Raw genomic sequence first — 23862 nt, 5'->3', positions numbered from 1 at the left:
AACGTCAACCACGAAGGTCGGAAATGGTCACAGTTGTCATTCGAATTGCATGGCGTCAATTGTTTCCGCAATCATCGAAAACGGACCGACAGTTACGGTCCCCATGCCGGACTTCAGAATTGCGCGAACGTGGATTCTTGACTGGTTATCATGATCAACGGTCTGGCCTGGAACGTTAAATGGATAGGTAGCTAGTGAAAATAACATTGACAAACTTTGCCAATCTGCAATTTTTAATTGCAGTGAAGGTAGAATTTGATGGTAACGATGAACGTATGGCTCCCTCATCCTATGAAAGAATGGGTTGAGACTCAGGCCAAAACGGGACGCTATTCGAATGCGAGTGACTATGTGCGCGATTTGATCCGTAAAGATCAAATGCGCAGCGATAAGATCACAGCGATGCAGCGCTTTGTTGACGAGGGCTTACAAAGTGGCCCAGGAAGTCGTTCACAGGATGAACTCTTCGCTACGGCAATCACAAGCGCCGAAAAATCTCTTAAACGCAACTGATGGAATTTAAACTCTCTGTTCTTGTGGAAGACAATATCATTGCTATCGCCGAGCAGGGTATAGCAAGGTTTAGATCTGTGCAGGCGAAACGCTATCATGCAGAGTTGTTTAACACTCTGGATTAATTGCCAAGAACCCACAAATGGCGCGTGCACCTGAAGAAATTGCTCCATCTGTGCGGATGCTTTCTTTTAAAGCCCACCTCATTATTTATCAAATTGAAGCAGACGGCACAGTTTTTGTAATTCAGGTACGTCATGCATTTGAAGATTGGGTCTGGGATCCGTTTTAATCTTTGCTTTGATCGTTTCAGATTTCGATGCAGCATGGTCTTGATTGCATACATGATGTAAACATTCCTGATTTGGAATCCACGCAAATGCGTCACCAGGCAATAACAGTCGCTTCCAAATCTTTTACGCTGGATAGAACCGTCTGTTTCCGGGCCTAAATCAACATTGATCTTAAATTCGTTTTTCTGTGATTTCAGGCAGATAGCCTTCATAATTCCAGTCACTAGTTCCTATCCCTTCAAGGCGATGGATCGCCGTATCGCTGTGGGTGACAAGCGGAGCCCGGAAATTCGATGGCAATTGATTGGTGGCGCGTATGAAATCTGCTGATCAAATGATAGAGCAGTTCGGGCTGTATACCAGCCGCCAAAAAAGAGATAAATCCGCTATTCTTATATATCCAAATTTCCGATATACATTTTTAGCGGCGATGTTTACATTCGGTCCATGAACCAGAAATTTCTTGTCATCGACCCGGAGAAAGACCTTGCGGCGCTCAAAGGCGTTGCATCGCTGCCGCGTTTGAAACTTTTAAACGTTTTGTCCCGGCATCCGGGTATCAACATAAACGATCTGGCGCAGGCTGCCGGTCTTCCGCAGTCCTCGGTCTCGACACATCTGCAAATACTGCAAAAGGCGGGCCTGGTACGGATCGAGGTACAGAGGGCTCGTAAAGGTAATCAAAAGATCTGCTTTACTGTTTATGACGAGCTGATCGTCAGTTTTCAGCCCCAGGCGCAGGAACTGTCATCCAATCTCATCGAAGTATCAATGCCACTCGGACTTTATACAAACAATTCGGTTACTGCTCCATGTGGAATCTGTTCGACCGAAGGAATTATCGGCTTGCTCGACGTGCCTGAAACATTCATGGATCCGGAACGGATGAAGACCAGTTTGTTGTGGTTTACCAGCGGGTTCGTCGAATATCAGTTCCCCAATAACGCAAAGTTGCGTGGCGACAGGATAGAAGCTGTCGAGGTGGTCATGGAAGTCAGTTCCGAGGTGCCTGGAACGCTCGCCAATTGGCCATCGGATATAGTTCTTTCGGTCAATGGATGTGAGACGGGTGTCTGGACATCACCAGGGGATTTCGGAGATCGGCGTGGCACTTACACACCTGATTGGTGGAAGTTGAAAGGCTCGCAATACGGCATGCTGAAAACCTGGGCTGTGACTAATGCGGGCACTTTTGTGGATGGTTTGCGAATATCTGAAGTGACAACTACCGATCTTTCACTCGACGATCACCGATCGATTCGCATCAGGATCGAAGTCAAGGCTGAGAGTAAGCATCCCGGCGGTTTGAATATTTTCGGCAAGGGCTTTGGAAATTACGATCAGGATCTGCTTTTACGTCTGAAAACAAGGCAATAAGTACTATTTTTTGCCGTGGTGTCACGTGGCCCCGCGACGGCGGCTTTCAATTTCCCCATTGACATCAACGTGTTTCTTTCGTGAGTATATCAAAAAATACGATTTATATCGTTTTGTTGATTGCTTTGGGAGGAACTAGAATGAAGGCACGTGTCGCCGTTCATCGGGATTTCAAGATCAGCACCATCGATGAGCGGCTTTATTCCGCTTTCATCGAGCATATGGGCCGCGCGATTTATGGAGGTATCTATGAACCCGGCCATCCACAGGCCGATGAGCACGGATTTCGTAAGGATGTGCTGAAATTTGTGCAGGATCTGAAGATTCCAGCAATCCGCTATCCAGGCGGGAACTTTGTTTCAGCTTATCGTTGGGAAGATGGCATCGGCCCCCGTGATCAGAGACCTGTGCGTCTTGATCTGGCATGGCGTTCCAAAGAGACCAATCAGATAGGGATCAACGAATTCGCTGATTGGTCGAAACTGGCCGGCATCGAAATGATGCTGGCAGTCAATCTTGGCTCGCGTAGTCTCGATGATGCGCGCAACTTTCTGGAATACGTCAACTTTCCAGGAGGGACAGCATGGAGCGACCTGCGCCGCTCTCATGCGGGAAATGATGGTTATGGCGTTAAGATGTGGTGCCTGGGCAACGAAATGGACGGCCCATGGCAAATAGGTCACAAGGTGGCGGTTGAATATGGACGGCTCGCCAACGAAACAGCCAAAGCCTTCAAGAGTTTTGACAAGTCAATTGAGACTATCGTTTGTGGAAGTTCCAACGATGGGATGGAAACCTACCCAGAGTGGGAGCGGGAGGTGCTTGAGGAGTGCTATGAGAATGTCGATTACATCTCGCTGCACAAATATTTCGGCAACAAGAGCAAAGATACACTCAACTACTTTGGCAAGATCGAGGAGACTGGTCGCTACATCCAGACAATAGCTGGCGCCATCGATTATGTGAAAGCCAAGAAGCGGGCCAAGAACGATGTCCATATCTGCTTCGACGAGTGGAATGTCTGGTATCATATCCGCGAGGAAGACAGTCACCGCTGGCGCACCTGGGATTGGCCGGAAGCGCCGGCTTTGCTGGAAGAGACCTATAATTTCGAGGACGCTCTCTTTGTTGCCGGCCTATTGAATGAATTCATCCGTCGCTCCGATCGCGTTCGCATTGCCTGTATCGCGCAACTCGTGAACGTGATCGCACCGATCAGGGCAGAAAAGAACGGTCCAGCCTGGCGCCAGACCATCTATCATCCCTACCGGTTTGCATCAATCTATGGTCGCGGTGATGCGCTAAGTGTAGCGGTTGATGCGCCGACATATGATTGTAGCGTTGCAGACGATGTTTCTTATCTCGATGTTGCCGCCGTGCACAATCGCGAGGAGGGGCTGTTGACACTTTTCATCGTAAACCGCCATCTCACGGAAACTGCCGAACTCGATATTGGACTGACTGGCTTTGCCGATCCGGTATTGGTGGAGCACCATGCTATGGAAGGTTATGGCCTGCAAGAGACCAACGGTCCAGACAAACCTGATCATGTGGTGCCAAAAGCTGGATCAGGCATTGGCGTTGAGGATGGAAAGCTGAAGGGGTCTCTGAAGGCACTGTCTTATCACGTGTTGCGCCTCAAGATTGGTTGAGGCGACACAATGGGTATAACGATACGGAATGTCAGCAAGAGCTTCGGTCCCGTTGGTATTATTCATGATGTCAGCATGGACATACCGACGGGCGATTTTGCCGTGTTCGTCGGACCTTCAGGTTGCGGAAAATCGACACTCCTGAGGATGATTGCGGGGCTGGAGAACACAAGTTCGGGTACAATTTCCATTGAGGGCCGGGACGTCACGCAAGTCGAACCTGCACGGCGAGAAGTCGCTATGGTATTCCAGTCCTACGCGCTCTATCCGCATTTGACGGTTTACGAGAACATGGCTTTCTCGCTCAAGCTGAAGAAAACGCCGAAAGCAAAGATCGATGAGATGGTGTTCGAAGCGGCGCGTATTTTGCATCTGGAAGAACAACTGAAAAAGCGACCGTCGGAGCTTTCGGGGGGGCAGCGTCAGCGAGTTGCAATAGGGCGCGCCATCGTTCGCCAACCCAAGGTCTTTTTATTCGATGAACCCTTGTCCAATCTCGATGCGGAACTGCGGGTCCAAATGCGTCTCGAGCTTGCCAAGCTGCACAAGCAGATCGGCGCGACTATGATTTATGTCACCCATGATCAGGTTGAGGCCATGACACTGGCTGACCGAATTTTTGTATTGAAGCAAGGCAGGCTGCAGCAAGCGGGTCGACCGTTGGAACTCTACGACAATCCAGATAACCAGTTCGTCGGTGGTTTCATCGGCTCACCCGCGATGAATTTCCTTGATGGACATGTGACAGGACGCGAAGGTGACGTCTTACGGATCGTGCTGGATGGTCTGGGCAAGGAGCTTCTGGCCAAGGTTGTCACCGATGTTGCCGCAGGCACGGCCGTGAAGTTGGGACTCAGGCCCGAACATCTCAACACGACCGAAGGCGGGTTTGAGGCAACGGTTCAGATGGAGGAGGACCTGGGAGGGGTATCCTACCTCCATGCCCGTCTCGGGAATGACAGGGAAATCGTGGTGGAAACACGTGGCCGGCGGGAGAGCCTGAAGGGAAAGTCTATCTCACTCTCGGCTGATCCCAAACATGTTCTCATCTTTGCGGAGGATGGCAGCCGACTTCGCTAACTTTCAGACATACAAGAACTGTAACTCACCGCCATCGGGAAATGGCGATCGGACCTTTGGAGGAGGAGATCCTATGCGATACAGAAGTCTTTTTGCAGCAGGAGCAATGGCATTGATGACCATGCCCGCCATCGCGCAGCAGAACATAACCTGGTGGGACTTCTTAAGTGGCGGCGACGGCGTGCGGATGAAAGCGCTGATCAATCGCTTTAATGAGGAGCATCCAGATATCAAGATTTCTGGCACGACGCTGGAGTGGGGGATTCCCTATTACACCAAAGTTCGCACGGCCGTCGCAGTAAACCAGGGGCCAGATATCATGACTTATCATCTTTCCCGCTTGCCCCTTGGGTTGGAAGAAGGTGTTCTTGACGAGATAAGCGAGGAGGATCTGAAGAATGCGGGAGTGGCGCGGAGTGATTTTTTTGATGCCGCGATAAACGCAGCAACGGGCGATGATAAGCTCTATGCGGTACCCTTCGACATCCATTCAATCGTACTTTATTATAACAAGAAATATCTTGAAGGTTCTCGCTTTCTTGATGCTGACGGCAAGCTGACCGGCATAGAAAGTCTGAAGGATTTCGAAGAAGCACTCGCATTGACTAAGGAAAAGGGTGCCGAGGCCCCCGTAACTTACGCTACAGGGGATGACGGAGGTACCTATCGTGTTTTTTACACGCTACTTCGTCAGCAGGGAGGAGAGCTGATCAAGGAGAAGCAGGTCCTGCCCGGCGATAGTCTCGACAAGGCTTCGAAGGCAATTGAAGTGATGACAAATTGGGGGAAGGAGGGTTGGCAACCGGAGCAGGCCGCGTATGAAGCTTCTGTTGCTCTGTTTACCTCGGGTAAGTCTGCCTTCATGTTGAATGGTGTCTGGGAAGTGCCCACCATGGTCGACCTCGCCAAGAAAGGCACGCTCGGGTTCGAGTGGGGCGCGGTGCAGGTTCCGAACCTGATGGGTACCAGGACAACCTGGGCGGATTCCCACGCTTTCGCTATTCCGAAGAACACGGGCATGTCGCCGGAAAAGCGTAGGGCCGTCATGACCGTGATCGGCTGGATGGAGAAAAATGCCATTTCTTGGGCCGATGCGGGTCACATCCCGGCCTATAAGCCGGTCGCCGAAAGCGATGATTTCAAGAAGATGGAGCCAAACGCCACTTATTCGTCTCTTGCGAACGATGCATCCTACGATCCCCGCTCGCCGATCGCAGGCGTGGCTTCGCCTGCTTATGATGCTGCGATCAACGTCATCTCACCGGCTATTCACGGATACGCCGAGCCCATGGAGGCTGCCGAGCAGGTGAAAGCCGATCTCGAGAGCGCGCTGAAATGAGTCCTGCTGTGTCCGCACCGTGCCGGTGCGGACACAGCACATCATTTTTTTGGGAGAATTTGACGTGGCAATGCTTACCAACCGACGCAAAGAAGTGGCTGTGGCCGCCACGCTTGTGGCACCGTTCGTGTTCATCTTTGCGCTCGTTTTTCTTTATCCTGCCATTAGACTTGTCGAACTCAGTTTGACAAACTCGCCGCTTATCGGGCCGGGCGAATGGGTGGGGTTCGACAATTTCAAGCGTCTTCTCACCGATAAGTTGTTCCTTACATCGTTAAAGAACAACGGCTATTTCATTCTCCTGACCGTAATTCCTACAACCGCGCTTGCGTTGGGGATTTCCTTGATGATTACTCGACTGCGCGGATCCTTGCAGGCGCTGGCGCTCGCCATCTTTTTTCTACCCTACATCCTGCCGGTTTCGGTCGTCACGCAGATCTGGACGTGGATGCTGGATTTCCAATTCGGCGTGTTACAGCCTGTCATTAGCTTCTTCTATGGAAAGCCTGTGCCGGTCTTCAAGAATCCATACTGGGTCATGCCGATGGTTGCCATGGTGACGATCTGGTGGACGAACGGCTTTAATGTCCTTCTTTTTATTGCAGGCCTGCGAAATATCCCGAAAGATTACTACGAGGCTGCTCAGCTCGATGGAGCCACACGTCGCCAGCTCTTTACCAAGGTCACTTGGCCTCTGCTTTGGCCTGTCACGGCGCTGGTGCTGACCCTGCAGCTCATTTTACAGCTCAAGATATTCGACCAGGTCTATCTCCTGAGCAGTGGTGGACCTTTCAATTCATCTTATGTGCTGCTGCTAATGGTTTATCGTGAAGCCTTCCAGCTTAATCATGGTGGTTACGCTTCGGCGATAGCCTTGGTCCTGTTCGTCATCATTGCAGTATTGTCCGTCCTCCAATTCCAGCTTCTGCGCGCAAGAGGTCGTAAATGAACTCGATGAGAAAACTGGAAAACGGTGTCTTAACAATTGGCACGTTCTTTGCCGCAGCATTGTGGATATTCCCGCTCTACTGGGCTTTCATCACTTCTGTCCGGACCGAGGAACGAGTAGTCTCAACTGGAGCAGGCATATTACCCGACGAGTTCAATTTATCGGCTTATGCCGATATTCTCTGGAACTCGAACATAATCAGCTGGTACATTAATTCGATCGCTACTTCGCTCATCATCACCGTGACGGTTATTGTTTCCGGCATGATGTGTGCCTACGCGATCTCGCAGCTCCGCTTCCCGGGTCGACGACTTCTTTACGGTATCGTTCTTGCGAGTTTCATGGTGCCAACCCAGGCTCTGGTCGTCACCCAGTTTATTCTGATGAATGACCTCGGCCTGATTAACACGTGGGCTGGCATCATTTTGCCACAACTGATCGTCCCTGTAGTTATCATAGTCTACAAACAGTTTTTCGATGCTGTACCAAAGGAAATGCGCGAGGCCGTGGTGCTCGATGGCGGTGGGGATTTCACTCTTCTCTTCAAGATCTATCTCCCGCTCAATTGGGGTATCACCACAGCTCTTGCAATCATAACCTTCATTATGGCCTGGAACCAATTCCTCTGGCCTTTCTTGGCGGTAACGACGGAAAATAAGATGACCATTCCGGTCGGAATCACCCAAGTCAATGACGCTTTCGGCGTATACTATGCGCGGCTTATGTCGGTCGCATTGCTCGGCGCCATGCCGGTCGCAATTGCCTATCTTATCTTTCAGAAGAAAGTGACAGAAGCGGTGATGATTTCTTCTGGTGTGAAGGGGTAGTCGAACGCAAAACTATAGCGCACATCCACCTGGATTTGTTCATTTTCAAATTCAGGCAATAGGACGGAGATATTGGAAAGTGTTCTGACTGGCAATCAGCACATCGCCAATGGCAAGCGGTTCATGTCCATTCCAGGCGACAGGGCGTCGTAACTGGCAAACAGATGGTGAGATGGGCAGTGGGTTGTAACGTCTTTCCAGTTTGTTCTTGCATATTGAACTTACCGTTTTTCGCATAAACCAGGCTGAAGCGGCATCGTTCTTGTCCATATGCAGGGTTACCGGCTGTTGGCATTCAAAACTTTTGGCCAGACGCACCATGTCATCGGTCGACTTGACGCGAACGACAACACCGAGCGCGCCGAACACTTCTTCACCGATGGTGTGATTGCCAGGGAACACTCCGCCAGTGGTCTGGTCGGCCAGGGCTAGAATTGCCGTGGCGTGGCTGTGATCGACATAAGCGAACGGCAGGAAAGCGTGCAGGAGAGCTTCGACGGAAGGATTGGGGGGCATCTTGTTCCATCAGATTTGCGCGCAGCAGCGCCACCATGTCCGGATCGGGAAGCCTCTCGCCTTTGATTCGTGCGGCGAGCAGCGGTGCAAGGCGCACAGCTGGCAGTCCGGGCGCCTCGATCGAATCCAAATCCCAGCCGCTGCCCTTGATATGCATAAGCTCTTCGCCATCATAGGCCTTCACCTTGACCGAGGTGTTACCGCCGCCGTGAAGGACAAATCCCGGGTCGCCGCCGATGATGCGGGATGAGTAAATCCGCAATCGCAGTTCTTCGCCGTGTCCGGAAGCGAGCGCGGCCTTAACGTAACGGGCAGCGTCATCATCGTTCCAACGGCTTTTCATGCAATTGTCCTGTCCTTAAGGCGATTTCGGTGGGCAGTAGCGGCTGCCCACCGTTCGGCCTGATCAGAAATCGAATTTTCCGATGTTGTCTTTGGTGAATACAGTGCGCTCAGGCAACAGAATGATACCATTGCCGTCAGCTTCGTAACTATACCCCTGCACCTTGTTGGCGGAGACTTCGACAGTACCGATTCCAGGGATGTCGAGCTTGTCGCCCACCTTCATCGGGCCGTTTTTGAGGATGTGATCAGCGATAAAGATGGAGATTTTGCCCTGCTGTGTCACATCCCACAGACCAAAGCGCTGGATCGTGCCACGCTCGATATAAGGCCGCATGACGTTTGGCGTTGAGAAGCCAACGATGGTGACGCCCTCCGCGCGTTTGAGGTTTTCAGCCGCCTGTGCAGCTGCAGGTAGCGCATTGGCGTCTGGGGCAATAATCGCGTCGAGGTCCGGATAAGTCTGCAGTATGCTTTCGGCTGTCTGCAGTGACTTCTGGGCATCATTGTAACCGTACTGCGTGGTGACGATTTCCCAGCCCGGATGTTCCTTGGTGATTTTGGCCTTTGCGGCTTCAGCCCACGCGTTTTGGTCGGTCACGGTCGGGCTGGAATAGAAGAAAGCAACCTTCGCCTTATCCTTTTTCACACCTTCAGAGGCCATATCGACCAATAGACCGCCGAGCTGTTCCGGCGTGCCCTGGTTAATGTAATAGCTGCGGCATTCCGGGTTGACGTCGCTGTCCCACGTCATGACCAGGACACCCCGGTCCATGGCACGCTTGAGTGCCGGGCAAAGTCCATCGGGGGAAACTGAGGAAACGACGATCGCGTTATAACCTTGGTTGACGAAGTTGTTAATGAACTGCACCTGACTGGAAACACTGGGCTCCGTTGGACCATCATAGGTCACCTTTGCACCGATCTCCTCACCAGCTTTGACCGCACCGGCACCGCCTGACGTGAAGAAGCCAACGCCCACTAGCTTGGGGATGAAGGCTATCTGGTTTTCTGCTTGCGCCGCTCCAACCAGCATCGTGCTGGCGAGAAGCGATGCGGCCATTGCACTCGATTTCATGATTGTCTTAATCATTATCATTCTCCTCCTGAGGTGATCGTTACCCGGTTGTTTCTTTGTTGTCGGGTGACGGCAACGACATCGGCCAATATTGCGCTCCCATGGCGCAATGCGACCGCGATAACCAGCAACCCTCCCGAAAGTGCGCTGGAAATTTGGCTGGGGACACCGGTGGCCTGTAAGCCTTGCTGCAGGTAACCGATCACGAAAGTGGCAAGCAAAGTGCCAAGAATGGAGCCCTGGCCGCCATAAATGGAGGCGCCGCCGAGCACTGCAGCGGTGACTGCCGGCAGAAGGGTTGCCGAACCGAGATCTACGCGGGCCGAGCCGAAATAGGCTGACATGACGAGGCCAGCAATGGCGGCAGCGATCCCCGTTATAACATAGGTAGCGGTTTGCACCCGACCGACAGGAATGCCGGAGAAACGAGCAGCGCTTTCTGACTGACCGGAAAGGTATACGGCGCGACCGAAGCGGGTAAAGTGTAGAAGGACGATGAGGATGGCGGAAAGGCCGAGGAAGAGTGCAAGCGGCGCTGGCAGCCCGAAAAATTTCGCGTATCCGAAGGCGTTAAAAGCTTCTGGGAAATTGCCGATCCCCTCATAACCTCCGGCGCCCACGAGACCGGACGCGACCGTTGCCGTTCCCTGAAACAAATAAAGGCTGCCAAGCGTAACGACCAGTGGTTGTATTTTTGAGAGATGAATGACGGTAGCGTTCAGCAGTCCACAAAGCGCACCGGTTATCAGGGCCAGCAGAAGCGAAAGCGGCAAAGCTACGCCATAGAAAGTGGCAACTCCGAAAACGATGGCCGAAAGGCCGATCACGGAGGCAAAGGAAACATCAATACCGCCAGCGATGATGACGAGGGTCAGCGGCAGGGCAACAATGCCGATCTGTACGAAATCAGATGTGCCATAGATGAGGTTCGTGATGTTGAGAAAGCGCGGATTAACGAGACCGAAGATCAGGAGTTCGGCGACCAGCATGGCCAGAAGCGCGGTCTCCCAGCGGAAGATTATCTTTTTCATTGGCTTGCCTCCATGGTGCGGGCAGGGCCTGTGGGAATGTTACTGGTAGATGTTCGCTCATGCACTGCGTAGCGACGGGCACGAATACGCCGATCAATGATCTGGCGGATGCGGCCATCAAGAAGCAGCACCGTTAGCAGGATCGCACCCGCAATAAAGTCGTTCCAGTAGGCAGGAATCTTGAGGAAGACGAGGGCGCTGTCGATGGAGGTGATAAAGATGACAGCAACAAAGACGCCGGTGACAGACCCGGTTCCGCCGAGCAGGCTGACGCCACCAAGGACGTTGACGGCGATTGCTTTGAGCTCGATGCCGTTGCCGGCCTGATTTGGGATGAAGCCGATCTGGGCTGCAAAGACGAGGCCGGCGAGCGCAGCACAGAGGCCGGTCGCGACAAAGGCCGAAAACCGCACGAGTTTTACCGGCACGCCAAGATGGTGTGCTGCAGCGCTGTTGTCGCCGACAGCGTAGAAATATCGACCGAAGCGCGTTGCGCGCAGCACGCGCCAGGCAAGTGCGAAAAGTCCGAGAACGACAATGGTCAGTGCAGAAAATCCAAAGCCCAGATTGGCGGCCAGCGCTTTCAGTTCCTGCGGCAAATCCTCGATCCATTGTCCACCGGTCAAAACCAGCATGATGCCGCGAAAAAGGCCTAGCGTGCCGAGGGTGGCGACGATCGACGGAATGCCGAGATAAGCAACCATAAGCCCATTAAAGGCACCGGCGGTTGCACCGGTTAAAAGACAGAAGGTTATGGCGAGCGGCAGACTGACACCGGCATTGAGCGACAAGCCAAGGACTGCGGCACTAAGACCGAGGACCGAGCCGCTTGAAACATCGATGCTGCGCGTCAAGATGACGATCATTGTACCAAGCGAGATCAGCATCAGCACAAGGCTGTTGGAGATTACGACGGAGGCTGTTGCGCCGGAAAGATAACCGGGAGCGACTGCACCGATGGCGATATAGGCGCCAGCCAAGACAACCAGCAGGGTCGCAACACGGTTGCGCGCGAAGAGATCAAGCATAATGGCTCTCCGTGGCGCCGAAGGCGAGGTGGGCAATTGCATCGACGGATATCTGTTTTTCCAGTTCGCCGGCGGACTGGCCAAAGGCCATGACTTGCACGCGATCCGCGAGCTCGACGAGCTCATCGAAATCAGATGAGATGAGAACAATGGCGACCCCATCGGCAGCGAGCTGGCGGATGAGCTCATAAATATCGTTGCGGGCTGCAACGTCGACACCGCGGGTGGGCTCATCAAGAATCAACACCTTAGGCCGTGCCGAAAGACACTTGGCGAGCAGTATCTTTTGCTGGTTGCCACCGGAAAGTCTGTGGGCTTCCTGACTGGCGCCAGAGCACTTGATGCCCATACTGGAGCGGAATTCCTCGAACGTCTTTCGCTCCGTCCCCGGTCGCAGAAAGAAGGGTAGACGGTGCACCAGATAGGAAGAGACATTCCAGTATAGCGGTGCCTCAAGGAAGAGGCCGTGTTGTTGCCGGTCCTCGGGAAGATAGACAAGACCGAAATCGATGCAGTAGCGCGGGGAGCGCTTCTTGAGTTCGGTCCCTTCCAGCACGACCCGACCCGCAGTCTGCCGCCGCAGGCCAAAGAGCGTTTCAGCGAATTCGGTGCGACCGGCGCCGACGACGCCCGCCAGCCCCAGAATCTCACCGGCGCGGACGTCGAGGTTGATGTCCCGGAAGCCTTCTCCGCTTAGCCCGGAGACGCTAAGGCGCGGCTGTTCGAGCTGCGAGGCTTTGCGGCTCGTGCGCTGGGTGGAGTTTTTAGCTATTTGCACACGGCTCATCACTTCGATGATCTCGGCATCGCTATAGCTGTCGAGTGCGCCGGACAGTACAATTACACCATCGCGCAGTACGCTGATCGTGCCGCAGATTTCCCGGATCTCACGCAGCTTGTGCGAGATGAAAAAAATCCCGACGCCTTGAGCTTGCAGTTTGCGCATACGCTCAAAAAGCGCGCCGGTCTCAAATGGTGTGAGTGCGGAGGTTGGTTCATCCAGGATCAAAACATGCGCATCGCGCACAAGACCCCGCAGGATTTCGACGATCTGGCGCTCTGCTATTTCCAGTGATGCTGCCTGGGCGTTGAGATCGAGCGAAACGGCAAGCTCGCCAACAAGCTGTTCGACGCGGGGCCGCAGCGAACGTGGCGACGCGGCAAGGCCGAGACAGATGTTTTCCAGGACACTCTGGTTTGGCAGGATATGGGCCTCTTGCGGCACCAGGTAGAGACCGAGTTCCTGAGCTAATGCCGGCGAGGCATGCGACAGCGGTTTTCCGTTGATCTCGATGGCGCCGGAATTGGCGCTGATGACACCGGACATAATTTTCATGAGGCTCGATTTGCCAGCGCCGTTGCCGCCAAGAAGCGCGTGCACTTCTCCAGCTTGTAAGGCGAGAGAAACCCCCTGCAGCACCGGAATGGCACCGTAGGATTTCCAGATGTCCGTCAGCTTCGCGACCCTCCCGGTCGCAGGGCTATCAGTCATACCGCACCTGTTCAATTGTAGTTATTGACAATCATGTGATCACATCCGTATTTGAGCGTCAATACGTTCAGTGACGAGTAGTAGTGAAATAATGTATAAGTACCGTTCAAAACGGCGATATATTGGCTATGCTTAAGACACCGGTTGTGCAGGAAATTTTCGTCCCCTTTGGCGTTGACGTATCAAAAGTTTAATTGATAATAAAATGATCACACGATGACCGAAGGAGCCGCGTGTATGGCGTCGGATAATGGAGAATGGAGCTACGCCGATACAGATGAGGAAATCCTCACACGTATCGCCTGGTATTATTACAACGACGGAATGACGCAGAGCGAAATCGGCGAAAAGCTGAACATGTCGCGCATCAAGGTGTCGCGTCTACTGGAAAGTGGTCGGCGTTCAGGCATCATACAAGTACGGATCAACTCGCGTTACCAGGGGTGCCTGGCACTCGAGCGTCAAATCAAGGCGCGTTATGGTCTTCTGGAAGCTTATGTGGTGCCGCAATTGCCCGATCAGGATGCAAGCGATCGGCTTGGTCAGGCCGCAGCACAGTTTCTAATGCAGCGCCTGCAGCCGAACGATCTATTGGCCGTGGGATGGGGTAGCACCGTATCGAATGCAATCCAGCGTCTCGGGCACCTTGCAAACGAGCGCAACATCAGTCTTGTCAGTCTGACGGGTGGTGTAAGCACCTATGTGGACGGTATGCGTACGGCAAATTGGGGCAGCGGCGTTCATCTGGTGCCGGCGCCGCTCGTCGTTCGCGATACTGATGTTGCAAGTAAGCTTTCCTCCGAGCCTGCTGTTACCAACCTGCTTGATATGGCGCTTAACGCGACCTATCAACTCGTTGGCATCGGCGAGCTCTCGGCGAATTCCACCGTTGTTCGTGCGGGCTATGTTAGTCCCGACGAAGTGGAACCGCTGCGGCGCAAAGGCGCTGTCGGCGACATCCTCTGCCAGTTCTACAACGAGCACGGTGAAACGCTTGATCTGACGCTGCACGAACGGGTCATAGGCGTAAAGCTCGCGGCCCTTTCAAAGGCGGAAAAGGTCGTGGCGGCCGCGGGGGGCGCGCAAAAGGTCCAGGCCATCCATGCGGCTTTGCGTGGTAAGTTCGTCGGTATTCTCATCACGGATGAAACGACAGCCAATGACCTGATCGAGATCAAGGATTAAGACGACATGAGTATTTCCTATCTGCTGGCAGTCGATGCCGGCACGGGCAGTGGCCGCGCAGTCATTTTCGATGAAAACGGCAACCAGATTACCAGCGCTCAGCAGGAATGGTGGCATGAGGTCGATCCCCGCTTCCCCGGCTCGATGGATTTCGATGTCAACGGTAACTGGTCGCTTCTATCGCGTGCCATCCGTAAGGCGATTACGGAAACCGGTATTTCTCCATCGGACATTCGTGCAGTCAGTGCCACAAGTATGCGAGAGGCGATTGTCGTTTATGACCGGAGTGGGAAGGAAATCTGGGCCTGCGCAAATGTCGATAGCCGCGCTAATCGTGAAGTACGCGACCTCAAGCGCGACTTTGCCGATCTCGAGCGAGAACTTTACGCAGCCACGGGTCAGAGCTTTGCTCTCGGCGCTCTGCCGCGCCTGCTCTGGCTGAAACGCAACTTACCTGAAGTCTACAGGCGCATGCACAGGATCAGTATGCTGTCCGATTGGGTGCTGGCACGACTTTCCGGTGTCATCGCCAGCGATCCGTCAAACGCGGGCACGACCGGGCTCTATAGCCTGGCGGATCGGGCCTGGATACCGCAGGCTATGCGTCAGGCCGGCATGCGCGATGATATTTTTCCCGAAAGCGTTGAGCCCGGTACTGTTATTGGTCATGTCACAGACAAAGCGGCGCGAGAAACAGGCCTTGCCGCAGGCACGCCCGTCGTCATGGGTGGCGGCGATTGCCAAATCGGGGCCGCGGCCATAGGTGTTGTCAATGAAGGAGATTGCGCCGTGCTCGGTGGTACCTTCTGGCAGCAGGTGGTCAATGTTGGCCCCTCGGTTTCCGACCCGTCAATGGATTTGCGCATCAACCCGCATGTCGTAACCGGCCTCAATCAGGTTGAAGCGATCAGTTTCTTTGTCGGCATCGTCATGCGCTGGTTTCGCGACAGTTTCGGAGCTGAGGAATTGGCCGCAGCGGGGCAGGGCGGAGACGCCTATCGGCTGCTGGAAGAAAAAGCCGCAGCCATCCCCGTGGGTGCCTACGGTATCATCCCGGTCTTCTCCGACGTAATGCATTATGGAAACTGGTACCACGCCGCGCCCTCGCTGCTCAATCTCTCAATCGATCCGGAAAAATCCGGGAAGGCGGCCATCTTTCGCGCACTGCAGGAAAATGCTGCGATTGTGGCCGCACGCAACCTTGAAGCAATCTTCAAGCTTTCCGGAAAGACGCCAGACAAGATCGTTTTTGCTGCCGGTGCGTCCAAGTCCGCTCACTGGTCACAGATACTCTCAAACGCCACCGGCCTGCCTGTTGTTACTCCCATAGTGAAGGAGGCGACCGCGCTCGGCTGTGCCGCTGCTGCTGCTATTGGTGTTGGTCTTCGCCGTGATTTCGTCGAATTGGCGGGGAGCTGGGTTCAATGGGACAGGAGCTTCGAACCGAACTTTGATCACAAGGCCATCTACGACGAGGCAGGTGGACGTTGGGCACGTGCCTATGCCTTGCAGCGGCAGCTTGTGGATGAAGGTGTCACCACGGCGCTATGGAAGGCGCCAGGTCTTTGATGTTTGTTATCTAACCGTGCATGCGCATTATCAACAACGGAGATAGAGTATGCTTATCCAAATGGTCAGCATTAATGTGAAAGAGGGATACGCCGCAGAGTTTCTGGAGGCGTTTCGTATCAACTACGAGGGCACGCGCCGAGAACCAGGCAACCTTCGCTTTGACGTCCTGCGCAGTCCAGATGACGACCACAGCTTTATCATCTACGAGGTATTCAAGTCGCCGGAAGCGCTGGATGAACACCGCAAGACGACGCATTATCAGGAATGCGTAAGCCGTATCGACCCTATCCTCACCGGTCCACGGACAAAAACCTTCTATAATGTTGAGATGGCTGATTTTATGGCTGATTGAATTGATGCGTCGGCAGATAACTCGCGCTTTCCGGTTCGATGAACCTCTCGAAGCACCCGGACAGCCGAAACGGTTCGCACTGCGTCTTCCGGCCTTGAACTCAAGCGCCTCGATCAGGGCCGGCACAAACTTTCGCAATGTCGCGTATCGGTCAGCGGCAACAATCAGTGGATCCTGATCCACTTCATGGCGCACTCGCAACAGGTTTGCCCAGCCGACCGATGCATCAATGGCGGAACACATGTCGATAAACTGACCGATCGATTGCACTGAAACATGGTACGGTGATAGTTTCATTGGATATGGTTTAGTTCCATAATTAAGCTTATGCGATCCGCGTATATAGCAGGGGTGGGTTCTAGCTTGAAGTGCGACTTGCAAATGATAACAATGGGTTATTCAATGCAAGGACCTCGTCATGGAACGTACCTACGCGCATATTGATCTGGATGAACGCCGCAGAATAGCACGCTGGCGCACTGCAAAGCTTTCCGTTGATGTTATTGCAGAGAAGCTTGGAAGGCATCGCTCGACCATATTTCGAGAACTCAAGCGCAATCAGTTTCACGATGATGAGATCAAGGATTTAAACGGCTATTATAGTACTATTGCCGAGCAGAAATCCCGCGAGCGGCGTTCGAAGCAACGCAAGTTGATCCGGTATGATGAGCTCCGGCAGTCAGTGATCGATCACATCAGCGATGGATGGTCGCCGCAACAGATTGCAGGGAGAATGCGATTGGAACGCCATCCAATCTCTGTCAGTCATGAAACGATCTATCAGTTTGTCTATTCCACCGACGGTCGAAAAGAAGAGCTTTGGAAATATCTGCCGGAACGTCGTGCCAAACGACGCCCACGTCATGCCCGGCGTCATCATGGACGCCGCTTTCCACCAGAACTGAGCATCCTTTATCGTCCAGACATGGTTGCCAAGCGCAAGCAGTTCGGCCATTGGGAGTGCGACACTATCCAGTTTCGCAAGAGGTTTGGCAACGCCAATGTGACGTCTCTGGTCGAGCGGGTGAGCCGCTTCACGGTTTTGTTGCGCAACAATGATCGTCAATCAAAGCCGGTGATGGAAGGTGTGATTAGGGCACTCCAGCCCCTGCCCCAAATGGCCCGCCGATCGATTACGTTTGATCGTGGTACTGAGTTTACAGAATGGTCCTATCTGCAGAATGGGATAGGGTCGCAAACATGGTTCTGTGATCCCCAGTCCCCCTGGCAGAAAGGAACGGTTGAAAACACCAACAGACGCACAAGACGATGGCTTCCCCGAGATCTTGATCCGCTCACCCTCAGTGATCGAGACCTCGCCTTCATCTGTCATCGCCTCAACAATACGCCGCGCAAATGTTTGGGCTACAAAACACCTGCAGAAGTCTTTCGGCAAAAAATTAATCACAAACAGACATCGTTTTGCGTAAACTCAAACCGCAAAAGTCGCGCTTCGGCATGAACTCACACATTGAACAATTGGAAGCCCATTGGTCGCCGGAACAGATCTGCGGCCGACTGGTTAGCCATGGTCTGAGCGCGATACGTCTGTGTGCAGAAACAATCTATCGCTTCATCTATTCAAAGGAAGAATACGCTCTGAAGCTGTATGAACACCTGGCCGAGATGCGAACAAAACGCTGCCCACGCGGCACCAGAAGATCACGCAGTTCCCGCATTCCAGACGCGTTTCGCATTCATCAACGCCCTGATTTTGTTGGTAATCGCCTGCAATTTGGGAACTGGGAAGGCGATTTGATTATCTTTGAACGTGACCTTGGAGAAGCCAATGTCATGACGCTTGTTGAACGCAAAAGTCGTTATTGCGTCATTCTTAAAAACAGCAGTCGACACTCAAAGCCTATTATGAACAAAATCATTCAAGCCTTTGCAGCGCTACCATATCATGCGCGCCGAAGTTTTACCTTTGACCGTGGTTCCGAGTTTATGGGTTATAGGGCTTTGGAGGATGGAATGGGGGCCAGAAGCTGGTTTTGTGATCCAAACTCGCCATGGCAAAAAGGTGCTATTGAGAACATCAACAAGCGCATCCGACGTTACTTACCCAGCAACACGGATCTGACGCAGGTCAACCCGGCCCAGTTGACTGCCCTCGCCCATGATCTCAACGCAACCCCGCGCAAGTGTCTTGGATTTAAAACACCCGCTGAAGTGTTCGCCTCCCTTTTGCAGGAGGCAGCATAATCAGGTAGCCTCATCAACGGCATGATGCACTTGGGATAACTTCTCCAGATATCGATCTCTTGGTTATCTGCTCGAATATCCGGTTCCGGTGTAGTCAGAATACAGGAGATTTATGATTATGGTCCCACAGGAAGTTTGGCGATTTCGACTTGCAAAAGAGCGTAATGTAAACGCGCGTGCGCCTGTGTTCGCTGACGGTCGCATATATCAGGTGTTCTATTTCGGTCGTAATCCTGACAAAAGTACCTTGATTGCCTTCGATGCAGAGGCGGGACATGAGATTTGGCGAGTAGACTTCCCTGATTGCATTAACGAACCAGTGGTTGGGGCCAGTGGTACAATATATGTAAGCAGTCTTGGCGGTAAGGCTTACGCTCATGATAAAAATGGCAGCGAGTTGTGGAGTGCCTATGTAGGGTTTGCACTTCGACGTCCCTGCCTTGCCGGGCCAAATCGTTTAATTCTTGTTGAAATGCATGGTCGGGCTTTTCGCACGTTCTGCCTGGATAGCTCTACGGGAGCGATTAATTGGCAGTTCGATAAGCCGGGGCATCGCTTCGATATCGGTGCCACAACCGATGTTGTTGTTCACGTTACGACAGAAGCTGGTGCGTCGTTTGATGATAAACCGATTAACCATCTGATTGCCCTCTCAGCCGACACTGGCGAAGAGTTGTGGGCGATCAGAAGCGAAACTTATCTTTTGGCATCGATGATCATAGATGATCTGGTCATCGTCGGAGCTCGTGGATCGTTGCGCGCGTTCGAGATGAAAGCTGGAAAGTTGGTTGCGCAATTCCCCATCCAACAGGATGCTGCGATCAATAACGGCTTGTCGTCCGTATCTGACGGCTTCGTATTTTTTGACGATAGCGGTACAATTCAGTGTGTTAGCCTAACAAAAAAACGCTCTCTGCTTCGTTCTGCACTGCGGTTTGACGAAAGGTGGTCCAATTCACTGCCTGTGAAACTGCTCGGACGTCCGGCCACATTTGATTCTACCATTATAGTGCTCGATGAAAGGGGCCATTTTCATCATCTCTCGGCGGAAAACGGGCGCAGATTATACTCCTTTGAAATGGGAACGGGCGACACCCAAGCCAATGGTGGAGTGGCGGAAGTAGGGTCACTCCTCGCCGCGTCCCATGGGAGAATGCTCGCTCTTTACCGCATTTAGAATTGATGAAGTCGACAGTGGCAAGGCCCAATCCCCAGAAACAAAAATATGGGAGCATATGTCCGGGATTATGGATGGCTCCATAGTGCTGACGCTCGCGAAGGTGTCAGTGAAGCGTCAAACGGCCTCGTCCTTGCATCGCGTTTTGATTTTCACGGATTGCGCTTGGTTTTACCCGTCATGCAAACAGTTGCCAAATCACTTTGGCGCTTGAAATCGTGCCAATCAGGTAATACCTAGACGTCCGCATTAACCTCGGCGGCCATACAATCACGTCAACATCGTTGTGAACACATTAGAATCGCAAAGGGAACAAACTGAGGGCCGGCAACTCGGCCAATTCCGCAAAGGAGGTAAATACGGGTGTCCAGCTCTTTGCCAGCGAGATCACGGTGCGGTGCTCCACTCCGTCCGTGGCAAGACAAGAGCGACAGTTCGAACTTGCACCCGAAATGACCGACCATGGCGAGGGAGCGACCCACCGGGCGCCGCCTGCGTTTATGCGCCGGACCGCAAGGCAGAGCGACGAAGCTCGCCGAGCCAATACGCTATATGCCGTCACGCTGGTTGGGGCTCGCCCGCCAGAAAAGCGAGCGGACGAAGTAAAGTCATGCGAACGCAGGGCTGACGACGTCTATCGATGGCAAATTGGCATTTGTGGTCGGGGGCACGGGATCGATCCCCGGGGTACGCCAAAGACGCGCGCTCACCAGACGACCGCCATGCCGATGTCAGGACCCAGCCCTTGGAGCGTCGGGCGTCCGCTGAAACAGCCGGCGATCTCATGGGCAAGCTCTTCGGTCAACACCCAGTTCAGCAATCAGTTTATCTATGACGAGCCGTATCGGCCTATGATTCGGGCGCTACTTCACGTGCAAGAAAACAACCGGTAACCGACTAAACAATAGCAACAGTTACGGTAAACTTATTGCCCGGATCGCTCATTCAGGCGGGACGTGCCAGAATGAAATAGACCAGGAGGGCGCTGCCGAAACACTCATTTCGGCAGCTTCATGGAAGGGGTTGCCGGAAGGGACAACTCCGCCGCATTCCGGAAGGCATGATGCTGTGATCCGCCACCTGGCGTAAGCGTCAGCAACAGCCGGCGCAATTTGTGAGAGGTCGGCTGGCGGGATTCCGGCTGCTTCGAACCGTTCCCTGACGATCGCAACATCTTCTGCCTTCACCGTCAGGCGCAATGCAGGACTGGTTGCCGCTAGTTCCGGTAACGCAACCGTGCTTCCATCGGCACCGCGTAGGTAGTCCCCGTTTTTGGTTACCCAGATCGGCATACTGTCCGTGCCATTGATCGTCTGATTACCCGCATCGAGCCCATCGGTCAGCCTTGATGCAAAGCTTTGAAGCTTGTCTTCAAAAGCAGGATTTTTCGCAGGCATCACGGTTGAAGGTTTGATGGGCATCAAACGTGTTGGCAGGGTTATAACGACCTGCCGTGTTCCGTCCGAGTCCGGTTTTGGTACATTGTCTCCTGGCTCAGCGAACCACTGCAACGGATCATTGGAGATGGCTTCATGCGCCGCGCGATAGGCGTTGTATTCGGTGAAGCTCGCGTGTTCGAGCCGGACTTCTGGCCCCAGTTCAGCACCGAGGTCACGCATGGACAACAATCCCCACATCGAAGTTTTCTGCTCCGGCCAGTTTATGCAGCCAGCGGTGATACAAGAGAATTTTTCAAGCGGGACACCCGCCTTGAACGCTGTTCCTATATCTTTTGTCAGTGGCATACCACCGAGTGCGAAAAGGGTTGCGCCGATGACGTTTCCTGCGTCTGCATTACTAGTGAACCACAGGTTTCGAGACCATTTCTGAAGTGAACCACCGCGGACAAGCCGCGGCACGTCACCGGTCACGAACGGCATGAGAATCACGGCATCGGTCTCGGCCGACACCATGTCCTTGCGCGCATTTTCGGCAGTCGCAGGTGCCAGGAACTCGTCGACCGGTCGAATGATAACCTGCCAAAATGTAATGGCAATGACTAACAATGCCGCCCCAAAAGCTGCGGCGATCAGCGCCAGCTTACGCATGTGAGCCTTCTGAGGAGAAATATACGCAATTTCCGAACCCGGTCATCGTGTGGCCACCTACCATCAATTTTGTGTTCAGAAGAAACCGGCTCTCGCCTTCCCATGCTCGCATTCTTCTGGACCGTTTGGACTTGTTCTTTAAATTGGCCGCAATTTCAGCTTCGGCTCGACTGAACCAATTGAGAGCGAAAGGAGGCAAGACTGTGTGGAATTCGCCAGTTCTGCCGAAGCTTGTGCGAGAAAGTACATATTTTCACACTATACGGGAACTCCTGAATTTGCGTTCCTGAAATCGCCTATATACAGAAAATATCCGTAACTTTTCCATGGCTCGCAAAATGGAACTTAACAACCATTGCTGCAAAGCCAACGACAACATGTACCGGGCGATCATAATACCGCGAATGGTTTCTGCGGAGAATGGTAGTGTCCTTAAGATCAGCTCGCCGAGGGCGTCAAATGCATATCAAAACGTTTTACAGACTTTCATTAACCAGTTCCGGGGTGGCAATTGCCGGGGCTCTAATGGCAGCCGGATTAAAGTTCAGTGGCGGTCAACTTGTGAATAACAATGCCAAAGAGGTTTGAATACTTCCAAAGCGGGCGGATATGATCCCGTTTGGAGGCCATATTCGCCGCTCGGCAGGCCGACACGCTGCTGCAATCAACGGGTCACGAGAAGGAAACACGATTGGACGACTGTCTTGTTTGATAAGGAAATTCTTGCGGCTGAGCGGGCTCGGTTAACGCAGGATGTTGATGAACTGCGTAGACAACTCGCCCAGCTCAAGCTGGAGCAATCCGCTCTCCTGGCATTCATAGACAGGGCACATCGGCGCAACATTCTGGTCGTTGGGTTCGTTTCCGTGGCAACGGCGATCGGCTGGGCCCTGGACGCTTCAGAATGGTTGCGGTGGTATCTGCTCGCCTTTACCTTGCTGCTGTGTGGCGTGTTCACATTCGGGGCAAGCGGGCTAGAGCGTTTCCGTTTTTCTCTGAATCGAATGCGCTTCCCAAATCAGTTTTGTTCTGATTCACTGATGCTGGCTGGATGGAGGCCAGCGTTGGATGACCGCACCGATATCGAATGATCTTCGAGAGCGCGTTATTGCCGCCGTGCTGAGTGGCGAAAGCGTTCGTTCAGTGGCGACGCGGTTTGAAATTGCCGCATCTTCAGTCGTAAAATGGTCCCAGCGCCATCGTGCGACCGGATCGGTTCATCCCGGCAAGATGGGCGGCCACCGCAAGCGGATACTCGAACCGCATCGTGATATCATTGTGCAACGGCTCGCCGAGAACCCACACCTGACACTCCATGGCCTGAAGGCGGCGTTGACCGAGCGGGGTATTTCCGTCTCGCACAATACGATCTGGGAATTCATTCGCAGTGAAGGGCTGCGCTTCAAAAAAAACACTATTCGCCCTTGAGCAAGCTCGTGCCGACGTCGCTCGCAAAAGACAGCGCTGGAAGACCCTGCAAAATCACCTTGATCCCGAACGGCTGGTCTTCATTGATGAGACCTGGATCAAGACCAACATGTCGCCGATCAGAGGCTGGGGTCCAAAAGGCAAGCGACTGCGGGCATTTGCACCGCATGGCCACTGGCGCACGCTGACATTCCTGGGCGCTTTGAGAAACGATCAGCTTACAGCACCCTGTGTCTTCGACGGACCGATGAACGGCCAGTGTTTCCGCGCCTATGTCGAGCAGCAGTTGGTCCCGGTGCTCAAGCCAGGCGACATTGTCGTCATGGACAATCTCGGCAGCCATAAGTCGGCAACCATCCGTCAATTGATCAAAGCCGC

General features: G+C 53.3%; 19 protein-coding genes and 3 pseudogenes. 16 read left to right on the top strand and 6 right to left on the bottom strand.

Annotated elements, in window-relative coordinates:
• Positions 1-258: 258 nt before the first annotated feature.
• The 8 genes from AAE521_RS21835 to AAE521_RS21800 all read left to right on the top strand — a co-directional run bounded on the left by AAE521_RS21835 (position 259) and on the right by AAE521_RS21800 (position 8030).
• Positions 259-513, top strand: a complete 255-nt coding sequence (locus AAE521_RS21835; RefSeq protein WP_342062438.1) for a type II toxin-antitoxin system ParD family antitoxin — start codon at positions 259-261, stop codon at positions 511-513.
• Positions 514-655: 142 nt separating this feature from the next.
• Positions 656-805 (top strand): type II toxin-antitoxin system RelE/ParE family toxin, encoded by a 150-nt coding sequence (locus tag AAE521_RS21830; RefSeq protein ID WP_342062437.1) that lies wholly within the window; start codon positions 656-658, stop codon positions 803-805.
• 448 nt (positions 806-1253) lie between these two features.
• Complete coding sequence (locus tag AAE521_RS21825) at positions 1254-2183, top strand: ArsR/SmtB family transcription factor (RefSeq protein WP_342062436.1); 930 nt, start codon at positions 1254-1256, stop codon at positions 2181-2183.
• A gap of 140 nt (positions 2184-2323) precedes the next feature.
• Positions 2324-3835 carry an arabinosylfuranosidase ArfA gene (gene arfA / locus AAE521_RS21820; protein WP_342062435.1) on the top strand — a complete coding sequence of 504 codons (1512 nt, stop codon included), beginning with the start codon at positions 2324-2326 and terminating at the stop codon, positions 3833-3835.
• A gap of 9 nt (positions 3836-3844) precedes the next feature.
• Positions 3845-4915, top strand: coding sequence for an ABC transporter ATP-binding protein (locus tag AAE521_RS21815; RefSeq protein ID WP_342062434.1), 1071 nt, complete (start codon positions 3845-3847; stop codon positions 4913-4915).
• Between the two features lie 106 nt (positions 4916-5021).
• Positions 5022-6254: an extracellular solute-binding protein gene (locus tag AAE521_RS21810; RefSeq protein WP_342062433.1), complete on the top strand. Its 1233-nt coding sequence runs from the start codon at positions 5022-5024 to the stop codon at positions 6252-6254.
• 70 nt (positions 6255-6324) lie between these two features.
• Positions 6325-7203: a carbohydrate ABC transporter permease gene (locus AAE521_RS21805; RefSeq protein WP_071633205.1), complete on the top strand. Its 879-nt coding sequence runs from the start codon at positions 6325-6327 to the stop codon at positions 7201-7203.
• On the top strand, positions 7200-8030 hold the full coding sequence (locus AAE521_RS21800; protein WP_342062432.1) for a carbohydrate ABC transporter permease: 831 nt from the start codon (positions 7200-7202) through the stop codon (positions 8028-8030). The genes AAE521_RS21805 and AAE521_RS21800 overlap by 4 nt, the downstream gene beginning before the upstream one ends.
• 414 nt (positions 8031-8444) lie before the next feature.
• On the opposite strand, the pseudogene AAE521_RS21795 reads toward AAE521_RS21800, so the two are convergent.
• From AAE521_RS21795 to lsrA, 5 genes and pseudogenes are all read right to left on the bottom strand, one after another.
• Positions 8445-8889: pseudogene (locus AAE521_RS21795) on the bottom strand (class II aldolase/adducin family protein); the annotation flags it as partial.
• Between the two features lie 63 nt (positions 8890-8952).
• On the bottom strand, positions 8953-9981 hold the full coding sequence (gene lsrB / locus AAE521_RS21790; protein WP_342062431.1) for an autoinducer 2 ABC transporter substrate-binding protein LsrB: 1029 nt from the start codon (positions 9979-9981) through the stop codon (positions 8953-8955).
• A 2-nt stretch (positions 9982-9983) separates the two neighbouring features.
• Positions 9984-10997, bottom strand: a complete 1014-nt coding sequence (locus AAE521_RS21785) for an ABC transporter permease subunit (protein ID WP_342062430.1) — start codon at positions 10995-10997, stop codon at positions 9984-9986.
• The gene (locus tag AAE521_RS21780; RefSeq protein ID WP_342062429.1) at positions 10994-12025 is read right to left on the bottom strand and encodes an ABC transporter permease subunit; all 1032 of its coding nucleotides are present in this window, start codon (positions 12023-12025) and stop codon (positions 10994-10996) included. The genes AAE521_RS21785 and AAE521_RS21780 overlap by 4 nt, the downstream gene beginning before the upstream one ends.
• A complete protein-coding gene (gene lsrA, locus AAE521_RS21775; RefSeq protein ID WP_342062428.1) occupies positions 12018-13517 on the bottom strand; it encodes an autoinducer 2 ABC transporter ATP-binding protein LsrA in 1500 nt (499 codons plus the stop codon). The genes AAE521_RS21780 and lsrA overlap by 8 nt, the downstream gene beginning before the upstream one ends.
• Positions 13518-13754: 237 nt before the next feature.
• On the opposite strand from lsrA, the gene AAE521_RS21770 reads away from it, so the two are divergent.
• The 6 genes and pseudogenes from AAE521_RS21770 (at position 13755) to AAE521_RS21745 (ending at position 20008) form a co-directional block, all read left to right on the top strand.
• Positions 13755-14702, top strand: coding sequence for a sugar-binding transcriptional regulator (locus AAE521_RS21770; RefSeq protein ID WP_342062427.1), 948 nt, complete (start codon positions 13755-13757; stop codon positions 14700-14702).
• Between the two features lie 6 nt (positions 14703-14708).
• Positions 14709-16271, top strand: a complete 1563-nt coding sequence (gene lsrK, locus AAE521_RS21765; RefSeq protein ID WP_342062426.1) for an autoinducer-2 kinase — start codon at positions 14709-14711, stop codon at positions 16269-16271.
• 49 nt (positions 16272-16320) lie between these two features.
• Complete coding sequence (locus AAE521_RS21760) at positions 16321-16626, top strand: antibiotic biosynthesis monooxygenase (RefSeq protein ID WP_342062425.1); 306 nt, start codon at positions 16321-16323, stop codon at positions 16624-16626.
• A gap of 418 nt (positions 16627-17044) precedes the next feature.
• Positions 17045-18088, top strand: a complete 1044-nt coding sequence (locus tag AAE521_RS21755; RefSeq protein WP_342062424.1) for an IS30 family transposase — start codon at positions 17045-17047, stop codon at positions 18086-18088.
• A gap of 8 nt (positions 18089-18096) precedes the next feature.
• A pseudogene (locus AAE521_RS21750) lies at positions 18097-18831 on the top strand (IS30 family transposase); the annotation flags it as partial.
• A gap of 118 nt (positions 18832-18949) precedes the next feature.
• Positions 18950-20008 carry an outer membrane protein assembly factor BamB family protein gene (locus AAE521_RS21745; protein WP_342062423.1) on the top strand — a complete coding sequence of 353 codons (1059 nt, stop codon included), beginning with the start codon at positions 18950-18952 and terminating at the stop codon, positions 20006-20008.
• A 941-nt stretch (positions 20009-20949) separates the two neighbouring features.
• On the opposite strand, the gene AAE521_RS21740 is transcribed toward AAE521_RS21745, so the two are convergent.
• Positions 20950-22056, bottom strand: coding sequence for a hypothetical protein (locus AAE521_RS21740; RefSeq protein ID WP_342062422.1), 1107 nt, complete (start codon positions 22054-22056; stop codon positions 20950-20952).
• A gap of 704 nt (positions 22057-22760) precedes the next feature.
• Here AAE521_RS21740 and AAE521_RS21735 point away from each other — a divergent pair.
• Positions 22761-23147, top strand: coding sequence for a hypothetical protein (locus AAE521_RS21735; protein WP_342062421.1), 387 nt, complete (start codon positions 22761-22763; stop codon positions 23145-23147).
• Positions 23125-23862 (top strand): annotated as a pseudogene (locus tag AAE521_RS21730) (IS630 family transposase); the annotation flags it as partial. The gene AAE521_RS21735 and the pseudogene AAE521_RS21730, both read left to right, overlap by 23 nt.

It is taken from the genome of Brucella cytisi, from assembly GCF_038433355.1.
Taxonomy (GTDB): domain Bacteria; phylum Pseudomonadota; class Alphaproteobacteria; order Rhizobiales; family Rhizobiaceae; genus Brucella; species Brucella cytisi.
Note: the sequence above shows the minus strand (reverse complement) of the source record. Positions and strands in the feature narration are given on the sequence as shown.